Genomic DNA, 16320 nt, shown 5'->3' on the forward strand with positions numbered 1-16320 from the left:
GTCCTTGGAAGGTTAAGCATCATTCATGATGGATCTGCAGACTGCGGAGGAAAGGGTTTCACTATCTAATAGAATATAAATGGAGAGGAAGATGAAAATGTCTCTTTTGCCTTTTACATATAGTATGCCGACACGGGTGGAGTGCGGTAACGGAATATCGGGAAAAACAGGGGAACTAATTAAGGATTTAGGTGTATCGAGTGTGCTGATCGTAACAGATAAAGGGGTTAGAGGAGCCGGTCTCTTACAAGGCATTGAAAAATCCCTTGCTTCGGCAAACCTTTATTTTGAGATTTACGATGAGGTAGAGCCTAATCCATCAGCTCAAACAATCCAACAGGGGACAGTGTATCTTAAGCAACAAAAGATGGAGGCGGTTCTGGCTGTAGGCGGAGGAAGCAGCATTGACACAGCCAAGGGCATCGCGGCAATGGCTACTAATCCCGGCAATATCCTGGATTATGAAGGAGTTGGAAAGATTTCCAATCCTCCGCTCCCGATCATAGCAATCCCGACTACGGCTGGAACTGGCAGTGAAGCTACTAATTCGACGGTGGTAACGAATAAGGACACCTCTTTTAAATTAGGAGTACTTAGTTCACTTTTGTTTCCAAAGCTAGCTATATTGGATCCTGCTCTTACATTAAATTTGCCTCAAGAGATTACTGCAGCTACTGGTATGGATGCTCTGACTCATGCGATTGAATCTTACACCTCCAAATCTGCCAACCCTGTCAGCAGGGCTTTCGCGATGCAGGCCATTAAGATGATCGGTGAAAATTTAACACGATCGTACTTTGTGGGAACGGACATGGAAAGCAGGGAAAACATGCTTGTAGCCTCCCTGTTAGCTGGTGTAGCCTTTTCACAATCCCGACTGGGTAATGTACACGCCATTTCCCATACATTTGGAGGAGTCTTTAATATCCCGCATGGCATCGCAAATGCAGCACTATTGCCATTCGTCATGAGATTCAACCTGCCGGCATGTGAGGATCAGTATAGAGAAATTGCAATAGCTTTAGGAAGGGATGTAAGCGGTTTATCCAATGCGCAAGCAGCCGAGAAAGCAATCGAAACCATCATCGATATGAATCGGAGCATGAATATTCCTCTTAATATTAAAGAGCTTGGAGTATCATTGGACGTTTTGCCGAAATTAGTGGAAGATTCCATGCGAAGCGGTAACGTGGTGGTTAATCCAAGGCTGACGAAGGCATCGGATATCCAACTGATTATAGAGAAGGCTTATGAGGGGGACTTTGAAGGTTTTAATAATGGTAATCGAAATGCAAGCAGTGCAAAAAATTCAGAAACGGCCATCGTGAATGTATAAAAACCATTCAACTTGAAAATCACCTGGAATTTCAGGGGATTTCGAATCAGTTTCCCCTTTTTAACTTTTTTCGGACACATGGATTTCCCGCAGCATTTTTCTACCTGAATATAATTATCTAATGAGGTGACGTATGAAAAAGACCAATGGAAGATGGCTTGTAGTGGTACTCCTTTTCGTCGCAACAACAATCAATTATATGGATAGGGCAATTCTTGGCATTGCAGGACCCTCGATGATGAAGGATCTTTCGCTTTCGGCAGTAGAATTCGGGATATTGGGGTCAGCGTTCTTTTGGTCGTATGCCTTAATGCAGATCCCGGTCGGGGTAATCGTTGATAAATTGGGGGCACGCTTAACGTATTCGATTGCCATCGTTTGGTGGTCGCTCTGTACGGTGTTTACTGGAATGGGACGTTCGCTTGGCGGACTGATCGGTATCCGCGTTTTAATGGGAATCGGAGAGGCTCCAGCGTTTCCAACCAATACGCGCGTTATTTCAGACTGGCTGCCGTCACACGAACGGGGCATTGCAAACGGGATATTTAATTCTGGTACAGCTATCGGGATTGGCATAACGACACCCATTTTAGCATGGATCATCCAGACTTGGGGATGGCAAGCATCCTTTGTGGTAATTGGATCCATCGGTTTTGTATGGCTGGCATTCTGGTTATTCTTTTTCAAAAACCATCCAGAGCAAAGTAAGATTGCAAACGAGGCCGAAGTAGCCTATATCAAAGAGGAGCAAAGTCAAACCGAAAAAGCGACGACACTAAACATCTCGCCATTTAAATTCTTCAAATTCAGAAGTGTTTACCCTATGTTATATGGCTTGTTTGCCCATAACTATCTTACTTATTTAATGATGACCTGGCTTCCCACTTATCTTGTAGTCGAAAGGCAAATGACTCTTTTAAAAGCCGGATTTTTCACGATGCTACCTTGGATCATGTCCTTTCTGGGAAATATTCTAGGAGGGGTTTTGTCGGATTTCTTGATTAAAAGAGGCTGGAATTCCATCAAAGCAAGAAAGACTGTTTTAACTATCGGCATGCTTTTTCCATTAGCCATTATACCGACTATCTATACAGACAGCGCCATAATGGCACTTACGTATATCTCAATAGCAATCGGCGGTGAAGGATTGGCTGCGGGCATTCTCTGGGCCACTGTTTCGGATGTTGCTCCAAAGGGTGCGGAAGGAAAGCTTGCAGGGCTGCAAAACTTCGTAGGGAACCTCGCTGGCTGGATAGCTCCAGTCGCAACAGGGATCTTAATAACGAAGTTCAATAATTTCAATATAGCCCTGATCATACCTGTAGTCATTTGCCTTATTGCTGCTGTGGGGTATACCTTCGTTCTTAAAAATGAAAGGATTTCCATTAACACGGACATTGACGGGGGAACTAAAGTTTCAGGACTCTAATCTTTTTGTGTATATAATGAAGCGCTTTGCAAATTCAACGAAAAAAGGAGACATATTCATGCTGAAAACTAGTGGATTAGTCAATTTATCTGAACTGAAAATGTATGTGAACGGTGAATGGACTGCAGCACTTAACGGAGAAACTTTACCAGTAACAAATCCATCAACAGGGAAAGTGGTGGCAAAGATTCCAAGTGGAGGACGCCAAGAAACGCATGCCGCAATTGCAGCTGCTGAGGAAGCGTTTAAAACCTGGTCAAAACTGACGGCACAGGAACGCAGTAAATATCTTAAGAAATTGCATGACCTTATGCATGAATATAAAGATGAATTAGCAGAAATCATGAGTATGGAAATGGGCAAGCCCTTAACGGAAGCCCGGGGTGAAGTGGATTTTGCTGCAAGCTACCTGGAATGGTTTGCTGAAGAGGGCCGCCGGATTTATGGGGAAACGATCCCTGCTTCTGCCGCAAATAAAAGGCTATCGGTGATCCGCCAGCCGATTGGAGTGGTTGCTTCCATTACCCCTTGGAATTTCCCGTTGGCCATGATGACGCGGAAAGTAGGACCTGCCATGGCCGCTGGATGTACAGTCATTGTCAAGCCTGCAAAACAATCTCCTATTAGTGCGTTAGCGTTTGGTAAATTGGTAGAAATGGCGGGAGTGCCTGCTGGAGTGGTCAGTATCGTAACAGGGAGTGCTGGACCTATCTCGGATGAAATTTTTGAAAACCCGGTAGTAAGGAAAATATCTTTTACCGGATCTACTGAAGTAGGCAAATTGCTGGTTACCAAGTCAGCCCCGCAGCTCAAGAGACTTTCCCTTGAGCTTGGAGGACACGCGCCCTTCATCGTTTTTGAGGATGCTGATTTGGAAGCCGCAGCAGCTGGTGCCGTTGCAAGCAAATTCAGGAACACCGGACAAACGTGCGTATGCGCAAATCGAATTTATGTCCACCGTTCTGTCATCGATGAATTCTCTTTACTTTTTGTTGAAAAAGTAAAAGCTCTAAAAGTCGGAAATAGCATCGATCCAACCGTTGAAGTCGGGCCGCTTGTCAGCAGTGATGGCCTGGAAAAGGTAGAGGAACATGTACAAGATGCCTTGGAAAAAGGTGCCAGACTTCTTTGTGGCGGACAAAGAGTTGAAGGGGAATTGGCTGATGGATTATTCTATGAACCGACCGTACTGGGTAGAGTGAACAAGGATATGCTCATCACATACCAGGAAACATTTGGACCGGTCGCGCCAATCATTCCGTTTGATACAGAAGAAGAGGTGATCGAGCTTGCCAACAATACAGAGTACGGGCTGGCCGCTTATTTTTACACACAGAATATAAGCAGGGGGGTCAGGGTATCCGAAGCTCTGGAGTTTGGCATCATTGGGTACAACGACGCCATTCCCACCGTTGCACAAGCCCCATTTGGCGGCATGAAAGAAAGCGGCATGGGAAGGGAAGGCGGCCATCAAGGCCTTGAAGAATATTTAGAAGAAAAATATATATCGATGGGTTTTTAAAATAGGGCAAGAAAAGGCTTAAGGTGAAGTAGAATCCTTAAGCCTTTTCTTATTTACCTCATAAAAAGACTTAATTCAACACACGCTCCCCATTGATTAACAAACCTCAGTTACAGAACCTATGGCCAGGTTGCTTTACATCCTAAGACGAATATAAAATATCCTGAATTTTTGAATTGGTAACATGCAAATTCGCTTAATTGTGACAAAGGAAGGTGCAAAGATGAATGTTTCAGATATAAAATTGACAAGTTTACCGAAGAGTTTATAGATAAAGGTAATGTTAGAAAAGACTTTGTGGAAATAATTGAAACAGAACCGGAACTTGATTCAAATGTATTAACGGAGAAAGAGGATTTTACTATGATGCAGAAGAAGAGAAAATATTAGACCCATATGGATGCCATCATCCCTAACTTGATAAGCCTTTCCTGTTTGCTATAATTACCCTGTTCGTAAAAGTACACTTAACGGCAGTTGCTGCAGAAACAGTAATTCCATTATCGGTTCCTTTAGTTGTTAATACAAGTCCAGTACGACAAATATTTGCATTTATACCGCTAGTTTTAGTGGGTATGGCGAATAAATTTTTTACTATTTCTATTCCGAAATGGTATCCAGAGGGATTTGACTTTTCAAAGATAGGATTAGATTTGTTTGGGAAAGTAGATCTTGCGACAGTAACAGGTATTTGGTCTGTCGAACTACTCTAGTATTAGGTATTATTGCAACCGTTGCTTACGATTGGGGACGTGTTACAACGGGGTTTCAACAGGGCATTAATGCCAGTATTGGTGGAGCGTTACTAGCAGCTATGAATACTGCTTCTGAATTTGGTGGGGTCATTGCTTCATTACCAGGATTCGCAACTGTACGTGATGGTATTTCACACACTTTTACGAATCCACTTGGGGCCGTTACAACAAACGAGTTATCTGGTATTACTGGTTCTTCGTCTGGTGGAATGGGAATTGCGCTTAGTGCGATGGGAGATAAGTATATACAAGCTATTAATCAATATAATATTCCTTCCGATGTAATGCACCGTGTCATAGCGATGGCATCAAGCGGGATGGATTCGTTACCTCATAACGGCGCTGTTATTACCTTACTTGCGGTTACAGGCTTAACACACAAACAATCATATGGAGATATCTTTGTGATTACAATTTTTAAGACACTAGCAGCATTTGTAATTATTTTAGTCTACAGCTCAACTGGATTAGTCTAATAAAGGAATTAGAAGACCATGATAAATTGTACTTAAAGTAACGATATTTTACTTCAATCCCAGAAGCTGATTAGCAGCTCTTTTGTATGAAAACAAATAAGCCCTCCATAATCAAATTTTTGAATTAGGGATGGAAACGTTGCGATCCCTTTATGATTGAGGAGAACTTGCTGTTTGTCACCCGCCTATGAATGACATTTCGATTTTATCCTGTTTTTTCACTGTTCCCGCTGACCGCTCATCCGAATAGCGGTCGTCCCTCTGGTTCCAAAGTGAAATGATGAAGCAAGTCAATTCTTCATCTGACATCTTGGAACGGAGCAATGACTTTAAGTCATGCCCCTTTCCATTAAACAGGCATGTATATAAACTTCCGTTAGCAGAAAGACGAGCACGAGTGCAACTGGAACAAAAAGACTCAGACATGGATGTTATAAACCCCAATTCGGTTGTAGTTCCCTTATACCGGAAGCGTTTTGCCACTTCTCCAAAATAATCTTCTTCAACTGGTTCAAGATCGAATTTTGCTTGGAGAATCTCGAGTAACTCTTTTTTTGTAAGTACATTCTTCATCTGCCAGCCATTTGTATGTCCGACGTCCATGAATTCTATATAGCGTAATTGAATACCTTCTTCTTTACAAAAATGTGCCATTGGAAGTATTTGGGATTGATTAATTTCTTTTTTCACTACCATATTCACTTTAACTCCAAGGCCTGCTTCTTTGGCAGCCGCTATACCTTCTATGACAGGCTTTATCCCTATACCCCTGCCGTTCATCTGCTTAAAAAGTTCATCATCCAGGCTATCTAAACTGATATTCACCCTCTTTAATCCCGCTGATTTCAAATTCCCGGCTTGTTTTTTCAGAAAAACACCATTTGTAGTCAAACCGATATCTTCTATACCTTCAATTTTGACGAGCTTTGAAATAAGAGTTGTAAGGTCTTTCCGCAGTAAAGGTTCCCCGCCTGTCAATCTTAGTTTTATAACTCCCAAGCTTGCAAATATTTTAGAAAGCCTTACGATTTCCTTAAATGACAAGAGCTCACTTTTAGGCAAAAATTGAAAATTATCATGAAAAATTTCAGCAGGCATACAATACTGGCAGCGAAAGTTACACCGATCAATGACGGAAATCCTTAAATCCCTTAGTGGTCTGTCCAATGAATCTTTTATATGCCGGTTCACTTAACCACTCCCATCCCCAAGTATTAGAAAAAACAGATCATAAAAAGTGGCGCCACGGTCTAAAGCTTTTTGGCGTTCACTTTCAGTTAAAGAGCTGATGAATAGTTTTCTACTTCCAAAAAGGTTATTAATGTATATGCATCTAACATCAAATAATTAAGAGTATCAGTAAAACTTCTTACAAACTCCTCAAACTCTTTGCTTCTTTGCTTATTCTTAACCCTTTCAAAATCCTCATTACCTTCAATTTGTAGATTGGTTTAGGTTTTCTGAAAGACGACTTGAAAGTTAACCGGACTACCTTAAGGTAATCCGGTTATTGTTAAAGATACAAGAAGGACCCCATCAAGATGGGGCCATTTTACTGTTTAAAAGGGCGAAAAAAAAAACTTTACTCTGGGAAATAATTCGGGAAGTGGGGACGGTCCCCTATTATGGAAGCATGTAAATGGTGTTGTGCGGTGGCTGTTCCAGTTTTGATTGTCGGAGGCGTCCTTCTTGTACAAGTTCCTGCAATCCTTTTTCGATATGGGAGATGGAGGTTTCTAGGAGGTCTGCAACTTTCACCGTAGAGATGCTCATGTATTTTGGTTTCTTTGATGAGGACATGATCATTGATTGAACTAGTTGTAAAAGATTTTCTTTTTCCATAGCTTCGGTTCGCCTGCCTTCAGTTAAATTTCTTTATATATGTAGACTCGATTCGCTATCAACAAATCATCTCCTATAAACTTGCCAAAAAAGAAAGGATTAATACACAGAGGCTTTAGAATAATTTTTAAGGGCTGTAAAAATATATTTTATTTTATTCATATCCTTTTTGGGAATACTAGGATGAATCAACAGCATTTGCTGGTGTATGGCTTAATTTATAAAATAATTCAGCTTAACGGCAGCAAGATAGGAGGAATCACATGTCTGACCATTCTTTTTCCATCCGAATCAACGAAAAGGAATTAACAGCACAGCCAGGTCAAACGATATTGCAAGTCGCCCAAAGTCATGAATTGTACATTCCAAGCATTTGTTATCATCCCGATCTGGGGACAATCCAAACCTGTGATACATGTTTTGTGCAGGTGGATGGGGAATTGGTCCGTGCTTGCTCGACAAAGGCTGTTCCAGGTTTGACGGTTGATACAATGTCAAAGTCTGTTAAGGATGCCCAGTATGAAGCGATGTCACGGATCCTAGAAAATCATGAACTGTATTGTACTGTTTGTGATAATAATAACGGCAATTGTACCGTCCATAATACTGCCGAATACTTAGAGATTGAGCATCAGAAATATGAATTTAGAGAAAAACCCTACCCTCCGGATAATTCCCATCCTTTCTATAGGTATGAACCGGATCAGTGTATTTTGTGCGGCCGGTGTGTTGAGGCCTGTCAGGATTTACAGGTCAATGAAACCTTAACTATTGACTGGGGAAGAGAAAGACCAAGGGTTATCTGGGATAATGATGTTCCAATTGATGAGTCTTCTTGTGTATCCTGTGGACACTGTGTGAACGTGTGTCCATGTAATGCTTTAATGGAGACATCCATGCTCGGTGAAGCAGGATTCTTAACAAACCTGCCGGCTCCAATTTTAGAGCCTATGGTTGATTTAATTAAAGAAGTGGAGCCTGGATATAAAGAAATTTTTGCGATATCAGAAGTGGAAGCTGCCATGAGGAAAGCACGGATTAAGAGGACTAAGACGGTTTGTACATACTGCGGTGTAGGCTGCAGCTTTGAAGTATGGACAAAGGACAGGCAGATTTTAAAAATTCAGCCTACCCATGAAGCTCCCGTTAACGGCATTTCCACCTGTGTAAAAGGAAAATGGGGCTGGGATTTTGTTAACAGTGACCAGCGCTTAACCAAGCCTTTGATTCGTAAAAACGGAGAGTTTGAAGAAGCGACCTGGGATGAAGCGTTAGATCTGATTTCAAGTAAGCTTACGGAAATAAAGGAAGAGTATGGCCCGGAATCCATTGGGGTGATCGCTTCTTCCAAGTGCTCCAATGAAGAAAACTTCGTGGCGCAAAAATTTGCGCGTGCGGTTATCGGAACAAACAATATCGACAACTGCTCTAGATACTGCCAATCTCCGGCTACTGCAGGACTCTTAAGGACAGTAGGATTGGGGGGCGATTCTGGAACTATCCAGGATATTGAAACTACAGACTTGGTTATTGTAATTGGTGCAAATCCAGCGGAATCTCATCCTGTCCTCGCTACACGTGTAAAACGGGCTCATAAGCTATTTGGACAAAAATTATTAGTAGCTGATATTAGAGAGCATGAGCTAGCACAACGTGCGGATTTCCTCTTGCATCCTAAGCCGAGTTCTGATTTAATCTGGATTTCTGCCGTAACGAAGTACATTATCGATCAAGGTTGGCATGATAAAGAATTTCTGGCAAATCGTGTATCAGGCGTAGAAGGATATATTAAAACACTGGATAAATTCACCATAAGCTACGCAGAAGAGATGACCGGACTTTCGCAGGAGGAATTAATCAAAGCAGCTACAATGATTCATGAAGCTAATTCAGTTTGTATCCTTTGGGCTATGGGGATTACCCAGCATTCCGGCGCAACAGACGCAAGCACTGCCATTTCAAATTTATTGCTGATTACGGGAAATTATGGCCGTCCAGGTACAGGTGCCTATCCGTTAAGAGGCCACAATAACGTACAGGGAGCCTGTGATTTCGGTACAATGCCATCATGGTTTCCTGGTTATGAGCCAGTCGGAAATGCCGAGGTTAGAGAAAAGTATGAAAAAGCATGGGGCGTTGAAATTCCAAAAGATCCTGGAATGGACAACCACCACATGGTAGAGGCAATCCACAAAGGAAAATTAAAATCCCTGTATCTATTTGGAGAAGAAATGGGGCTTGTGGATGCAAACTCGAACCATGTTCAGAGTGCATTTGAAAAATTGGACTTCTTTGTCGTACAGGATATTTTCTTCTCGAAAACGGCACAATTTGCCGATGTTGTTTTACCGGCATCACCTTCACTTGAAAAAGATGGGACATTTGTAAATACGGAAAGGCGCATTCAAAGGTTCTATAAGGTGTTTGATCCGCTGGGCGATTCGAAACCGGATTGGCAGATCTTCCAGGAAGTAGCGAACCGGATGGGTGCCAATTGGGATTATTCGCACCCAAGTGAAATTATGGATGAAGCAGCCAGTCTTGCTGTCCTATTTGCAGGTGTGAGCTATGACCGTCTTGAAGGCTTTAACAGCCAAGTTTGGCCGGTTCACAAAGATGGAACGGATACACCTCTATTATATGAAGACAAATTTGCCTTTGCGGATGGAAAGGCAAGGCTGTTCGCTGTTGACTGGACTCCTCCATATATGGCAGGAGAAGAATATGATCTCCATTTAAACAATGGACGTTTGCTTGAGCACTTCCATGAAGGAAATATGACGTACCGGACAGAAGGACTTATCCATAAGGTACCTGGCACATGGCTGGAGGTATCGCACGAATTGGCGGAGGAACGCAATCTCAGTGACGGTACATTAGTTAGATTAAGTTCACCATATGGACAGGTTAAAGTAAGGACGCTTGTTACGGACCGGGTTAAAGGCAAGGAAATTTATCTCACGATGAACAGCTTTGAGGACGATGAAGCTGTCAATTACCTGACAAGTAGCTATCATGATCTAGTTACACATACTCCTGCATATAAGGAAATCGGTGTTAAAATGGAGATTTTAGAAGCAACAGGTGAACCGCCATTGCCTAAGCATAACCACCGGTTCGGTAACAGGAATCCGCAGATCAGCGTTCGGGTTGAGGAAAAGTGGCAGCGTGACGATTTTCAAGCGATAGAAGAGTTATTTGGAAATGGAGGGGAAGCATATGGCGAAAGCAATCAGGCAAATTAATAAACATGTGCCAAATACGATGGAAGAACAAGCTCAGTCAATCGGGGAAATATTAAAAGCTCTTGCTGATAACAAAGAAGGGATTCTTTCCGCACTCGCTATTTTAAAGAATCTGCAGGAAATCGGGATTCTCGATGCGCTTCATGCCATTTTGGAAAATCGTACAGACGTCGGGGTTATTGCCATGCAGCAAGTTAACCAGCCTGGTATGCATAACACCATCAAAAATGCCATTTACCTTTTCAATTTCATGGGCACCTTAAAACCGGACCAGCTGCAATCTATGCTGGGCGGTGTTACAAAAGGCCTTGACCATATGGGCGAAAGCATCAAAAACCATGAAAAACACAGCTTATGGAAATTAGGTAAAAGCTTGAGAGATCCAGAAATCAAAGCGGCGATGACAACCATGGTTGAATTCCTTCATGGCATGGGTGAATCATTTACACAGCATCCTTCACAGGAACTTCATCCAGAAGGAGGACAAGGGTAATGGAAGAACAAGGTGTTATCAAGATTCATGGACCACTATCGGAAAAAGATTCCGACAAAATCATTCGATCATTAAACGGTGTATGGGGCATTCTCCGGGCTGATGTAAATAAAGAAAGCGGAGAAGCAAGAATCGGCTATGACAAAAATGCCGCTTCATTCCAGGACTTTCAACAGGCCATCAGAGACTCAGGCTATGATATAAAAACGGAAAACCAAAAATCACCTCATTAAGAGGAGGAAGATTATGCAGATTTGTGAATTATGCGGCAGTGAGCAGGAAATGGAAACCGAAGAAACAGAATCAGAAAGAACCAGAATTCTTCATATCTGTGAAAACTGCCAGAACGACAGAGCGTTCAACTATTTTGACAATTAAAAGAAGACGTGAGAAAAGGGAATCCGATTATGGAATTCCCTTTTTTTATAGCAAGGCAGTAAGTGCAGCTGCCAGTTTGACTGTATAAAGCTGTGAGTTAAATCAAATAGCCAAATAGCATATGAGCGAGAGTACTTGAAGCTGTGACTCAGTCAGCATAAACCAAAGCGGATTGCGATATAAAGAGGTTTATTAGCCACCTAAAATTGCAGTATGGCTACTGTTATGCCTTAGTCTTACCGGGTTTAACTTTACGTTCCATACCCTAAGAAACCAGAACCTTCATAAAAAAAGCGATATAAAAATCTATATCGCCTTCCATTTTATTGAGCATCCTTATATAACACATCTTCTGCCAGCGATCGGAATAGCTCTCCTACCAGTGAGTCTTCGTCATATACAGAAGAGCCTGCTGCTTGTACAGGACTCGCAAAGGGGACTCGTGCGATTACATCTGTTTGAAGCCGTTCAGCCAGGCGTTCTCCGCCGCCTCTTCCAAAAAGGTAATTCCGTGTGCCATCGCTTTCTTCATAGTAGGCCATATTTTCAATTACGCCTAATATGTCATGTTTCGTATGACGCGCCATGACCCCAGCTCTTGAGGCAACATGCGACGCTACATTATGAGGAGTAGTCACGATCACTTCCTTTGCCTGAGGAATCATTGCAGCCACATCAATTGCCACATCTCCAGTACCTGGAGGCAGGTCGAGAAGCAGATAATCCAGTTCGCCCCAATAGGTATTGGCAAGGAAGTTTTGAATCCATTTATTCAGCATCGGCCCCCGCCACATAACCGGGTTATTATCCTCAGCAAAAAAACCCATGCTCATTACCTTCACATCATGACTGAGAATTGGTATTGCGGTTTTGCCGATCATAGTCGGCTTTTCATTAATCTGCATCATGGACGGGATGCTGAATCCATAAATATCCGCGTCCAAAATTCCTACCTTTTTCCCCATTCGGGCGAGAGCAGCAGCCAGGTTGATGGTAACGGTCGATTTCCCTACGCCGCCTTTGCCGCTGGTTATCGCGATAAAGCGTACCCCGGAATCATGGCGTAGCATCGACGGCATCCCGCTTTCCGTTGTTGAATTCTTCTTTAATACTTGAGTTAATGAAGCTCTTTCTTCAGGACTCATGACCCCAAAGCTTACATACACATTTACAGCACCAATGCCTTGAAGAGCATTTTGAACCTCTTCTTTAATCTTTGCTTTTAAGGGACAGCCCTTAATGGTTAATACAACCTCAACACTAATATCTGATTGTTCTATTTTTACGTTTCTAACCATTTTTAACTCAACAAGGCTTCTATGAAGTTCTGGATCCTGCACACCACTTAAAACTTGCATCACTTGTTCCTGTGTAATCATTTTATAACATCCTCTAATGTATTTATCCTCAGTATGGTCATTTTTTATAAAAAAAAGACTGAAAAGATCAAGTGTCCTATAAATCTTTCATCAAAAATTGTGTAAGCGGGCAGAAGAGTCTGTATAGCCGAGATTCACATTAACAAGGAATAACCCTATAATTGAAACATATCTTCCTGCCGACTAATGTTGACAAATACATTATTTTCCTCAGAAAAGGAGCCTTAAGCACATCTATTTCATTTAAGAACATGCGTATATCCTGTCATAGCAATTGCTGCATTTTCGGTAAACTCCTGCGATGATAAATAGCGAGAAGCTGATGGGTTTTCTCTGATTGAACTGGAACTACCGCATCAAAGCGGCTGCCTTTTGTCCCAAAGTGGAATACTCTCTGACAGAACATGGAGAAAGCCTAATGCCGATTCTTGATTCGATGTATATATGGGGTAAAAATTATATGGAGAATATCCTTGGGGGACAAGTGGAAAGAAAAGAGGATATCAAGTAGAAAAATTATTCCTTCCTTTTTTCTTATTCAGAGATGTTTTCTCCTTTTTCTTTACCTTGATATGGTCACGTATCAAATTTTTAAGGTTGAGAAAAGCATAACATATAATAATCAGTTATTAAAAGCCTAGGTTAGCGATTTTTGTATAGCGCTGACCTTGGCTTTTTCACATGCACCCGGCATTGGTGCAATTCCATTGGTGTACGGTAAGCTTAATGAAGGAGTGTCTACCTTGAGGGGAAAACCTCTTCGTTTCTAGGAATATTATATAAAGACACAGTAATTAATATACTTTATTACACTATGTAATTTTATTGATACTATATGATTATAAAGTGCGTACTTACACAAAATAAATATACGTAATATAATAATTTACTGACAAATAGATTTGGATAAGATTCAAAAAAAAATGGATAGGATTTAATTTTTGAAGAAAATAATTAAAAAAATTATAAAGAGCTCCATGTATCATGGTGCTCTTTGAAGTGGAAATTCTACAGTTCATCATTTACTTCAGAAAATATATATACTTTTCCCCTTTAAGAAATAGTGTTAACTATACTGATGATTTTTAATTATCAGATCCTTTGTGAAATAAGGAATTAAAAACGGCAGAACTTATAATTTTCCCAATAAACACAATGAAATCAAGAAAGGACATCCTGGTTTTTCATTATCCATTGTTATTAGATAAACCTTCATTTTTAGTATTCCGCCCGAGCTTTCTATAAATTGTGCTTCTATGAATGCCAAGTTTTTTTGCAGCCGCTGTAACATTGCCATTTGCCTCATTAAGTACCATAAGAATCATATGCAATTCTTGCTGCTTTAAAGAGTTTGGATAACTCACTGATTCTTCGTGAGATGAGGAAGGATTAGTAAGTATTAATGGCTGTTCTTTATTATTCAATTTTTGATGTGTATGATCTGTCGCTGAATAATTTATTATCCTTTTAGTTAGTCCGATTTCTTTTGGGAAATCACTGTTTGTGATTATATTGCCATTTGCCTTTATGGCCACTTTGTAGGCAAAATTCCTTAATTCACGTACATTCCCAGGCCATTCATACTGCTCTAAGACAAACATGTCTTGGTCGCCTATTTTAAGTGGTGGTCTTCTAATTTCTGCACAGGTTTTTGTCAAAAAATGATTTAATAATAAGGGGACATCCCCTGTTCTTTCGCGCAGTGGGGGGACTTCCAAGGAAAGGATATTAAGTCTGTAGTAAAGGTCTTTACGAAAAGTGCCTTCCTCGCAGGCTTTTTTTAAATTACAATTTGTTGCCGCAATTACCCGTACATTTAATTTTATCGGTTCTCTTCCACCCATTCGTACAATTTCTCCTTCTTCAAGCACGCGTAAAAACATGGCCTGTAAATCTAGTGGCATCTCGCCAACTTCATCTAAAAAAATTGTTCCTCCTTCAGCCTGTTGGAATTTTCCGGCACGGCCACCTTTTATACTTCCTGTGAAAGTGCCTTCCTCATAACCGAATAATTCGCTTGCTGCGAGTTCTTTTGGAATTGCCCCACAATTAACAGCTACAAAAGCAGCTTCAGATCGATGGCTATAAGCGTGTATGGATTGGGCGAATAACTCTTTGCCAGTACCGCTCTCTCCCTCAATTAAAACGGGTAAATCCAGATTGGCCATTGTATACGCCTCATCGATAACAGATTGGAATTCCGGAGATTTCCCAATCATATTTGTGAAGGAGTACTTTGTACTAAATCCCGTTTTATTTAAAGGTTTGACTTTTGAAATCGCATGTATCATAAAACCAATAGGGAATCCTTGATGATAAAAAGGGACTGACTCAAAAATCCAGCCGTCTTTCATGCCTTCTGTGCCACTGCAATCTGATAATGAATTTATTAATCGGTTATTGTAATCAATCCAACCTTTGTCATACCATTGGGTGGAGGCTTTAATGACTTGATGTCCACGATCGAGCACAGCCACTATTTTACTGGGGCTTTTACGAGTTGTTTCAATATAATGTTCAAGTAGCAAAAAGTGCTCAAATTTGAGCTGGCTTTGGAGCTTTTCTTCGATTGTTTGAGTGATAGAAACAACAGCGGATAGAGAGAGGGGATGTACCACGTCCCAAATACCGGTTAAGTTGACCGCTCCAAGAACCTTTTGTGTTGCAGGATCTTTAATCGGCGAGGCTGAGCATACCCAATTGTGAACAGGTTGGCAGAAATGTTCTCCCGCGAAGACTTGCATGGGGACTCCTGTAGCCAAAGAAGTGCCCATAGCATTTGTCCCTACATAGCTCTCTGACCATGAAGTCCCTGCTGCAAAATTTATATTTTCGGCTTTCTTTTTGAGAGAGGCATCTCCTTCTAGATATAATAATTCTCCTTTATGATTACAAATCACAATTAAGTGACCTGAATCTATTGCTGATTCTTTAAGTTTTGGTAGAAGGGATTCTGAAATAGAAAAGAACGTGTGGGTTGTTTGATATTCTTGTATTTCATCTTGTGACAGAACCAGTGGGGCTCTCCCTTTGGTGGGGTGTACTCCATGACGAATAGAGCGCTCCCAAGATTGATAAGTTAAGGATCTCACTTCAGATACTAAATTTTGGCCTGATATAAAATTCTCCCAGGCTCTTTCGATTCTATCCTTTTCAGTCTTCGGTGAAGAGAAAATATCCAACGAAATATATGGGTTCTTCATACCGGTACCTTCCTTTTAATGTAAGTGCGTGCCATGTTTCTGAAATCACCCTGACCTTTCAGTAAACGCTTACAATATTTTTAAGTGATTGATAATAAAAAGTTCTACATCACGTTGGTAATATAGTTACACATATTATATACCAATTATCTGAATTATCAATCTTATTAGTCTCCACTATGCTTTCCCACTCTCAAATATAATCTACTATTCTTAATCAAACTAATAAGTTAGGTGTGTCGCACTTTGCTTAATTACGATT

At 41.1% G+C, this 16320-nt stretch carries 11 protein-coding genes and 2 pseudogenes; 9 read left to right on the forward strand and 4 right to left on the reverse strand.

The window, feature by feature from the left end:
* Positions 1-79 precede the first annotated feature (79 nt).
* The 4 genes and pseudogenes from ABIE66_RS12620 to ABIE66_RS12635 form a co-directional block, all read left to right on the forward strand.
* A complete protein-coding gene (locus tag ABIE66_RS12620; protein ID WP_370014921.1) occupies positions 80-1336 on the forward strand; it encodes an iron-containing alcohol dehydrogenase in 1257 nt (418 codons plus the stop codon).
* A gap of 133 nt (positions 1337-1469) precedes the next feature.
* On the forward strand, positions 1470-2765 hold the full coding sequence (locus ABIE66_RS12625) for an MFS transporter (RefSeq protein WP_370014922.1): 1296 nt from the start codon (positions 1470-1472) through the stop codon (positions 2763-2765).
* A gap of 58 nt (positions 2766-2823) precedes the next feature.
* Positions 2824-4287, forward strand: coding sequence for an NAD-dependent succinate-semialdehyde dehydrogenase (locus ABIE66_RS12630; RefSeq protein WP_370014923.1), 1464 nt, complete (start codon positions 2824-2826; stop codon positions 4285-4287).
* A 509-nt stretch (positions 4288-4796) separates the two neighbouring features.
* Positions 4797-5518 (forward strand): annotated as a pseudogene (locus ABIE66_RS12635) (GntP family permease); the annotation flags it as partial.
* 177 nt (positions 5519-5695) lie between these two features.
* On the opposite strand, the gene moaA reads toward ABIE66_RS12635, so the two are convergent.
* Positions 5696-6709 (reverse strand): GTP 3',8-cyclase MoaA, encoded by a 1014-nt coding sequence (gene moaA / locus ABIE66_RS12640; protein WP_101225164.1) that lies wholly within the window; start codon positions 6707-6709, stop codon positions 5696-5698.
* A 432-nt stretch (positions 6710-7141) separates the two neighbouring features.
* A complete protein-coding gene (locus tag ABIE66_RS12645; protein ID WP_370014924.1) occupies positions 7142-7360 on the reverse strand; it encodes a hypothetical protein in 219 nt (72 codons plus the stop codon).
* Positions 7361-7623: 263 nt separating this feature from the next.
* Here ABIE66_RS12645 and fdhF point away from each other — a divergent pair, with 263 nt between their 5' ends.
* From fdhF to ABIE66_RS12665, 4 genes are read left to right on the forward strand one after another with little or no spacing between them, the layout of a single operon-like run.
* Positions 7624-10605, forward strand: coding sequence for a formate dehydrogenase subunit alpha (fdhF, locus tag ABIE66_RS12650; protein WP_370014925.1), 2982 nt, complete (start codon positions 7624-7626; stop codon positions 10603-10605).
* Complete coding sequence (locus ABIE66_RS12655; protein WP_063575957.1) at positions 10580-11098, forward strand: helical membrane plugin domain-containing protein; 519 nt, start codon at positions 10580-10582, stop codon at positions 11096-11098. The genes fdhF and ABIE66_RS12655 overlap by 26 nt, the downstream gene beginning before the upstream one ends.
* Positions 11098-11331, forward strand: coding sequence for a heavy-metal-associated domain-containing protein (locus tag ABIE66_RS12660; protein WP_095394836.1), 234 nt, complete (start codon positions 11098-11100; stop codon positions 11329-11331). Before ABIE66_RS12655 ends, ABIE66_RS12660 begins: the two co-directional genes overlap by 1 nt.
* 38 nt (positions 11332-11369) lie before the next feature.
* On the forward strand, positions 11370-11564 hold the full coding sequence (locus ABIE66_RS12665) for a hypothetical protein (RefSeq protein ID WP_370014926.1): 195 nt from the start codon (positions 11370-11372) through the stop codon (positions 11562-11564).
* A 235-nt stretch (positions 11565-11799) separates the two neighbouring features.
* On the opposite strand, the gene ABIE66_RS12670 is transcribed toward ABIE66_RS12665, so the two are convergent.
* Positions 11800-12855, reverse strand: a complete 1056-nt coding sequence (locus ABIE66_RS12670) for a P-loop NTPase (RefSeq protein WP_370014927.1) — start codon at positions 12853-12855, stop codon at positions 11800-11802.
* 376 nt (positions 12856-13231) lie between these two features.
* On the opposite strand from ABIE66_RS12670, the pseudogene ABIE66_RS12675 reads away from it, so the two are divergent.
* Positions 13232-13366, forward strand: a pseudogene (locus ABIE66_RS12675) (winged helix-turn-helix transcriptional regulator); the annotation flags it as partial.
* 676 nt (positions 13367-14042) lie between these two features.
* Here the strand turns inward: ABIE66_RS12675 and ABIE66_RS12680 are convergent.
* Positions 14043-16058: a sigma-54-dependent Fis family transcriptional regulator gene (locus tag ABIE66_RS12680; protein ID WP_370014928.1), complete on the reverse strand. Its 2016-nt coding sequence runs from the start codon at positions 16056-16058 to the stop codon at positions 14043-14045.
* Positions 16059-16320 lie beyond the last annotated feature (262 nt).

The organism is Peribacillus sp. B2I2, assembly GCF_041261685.1.
In the GTDB taxonomy this organism is placed as follows: Bacteria; Bacillota; Bacilli; order Bacillales; family DSM-1321; genus Peribacillus.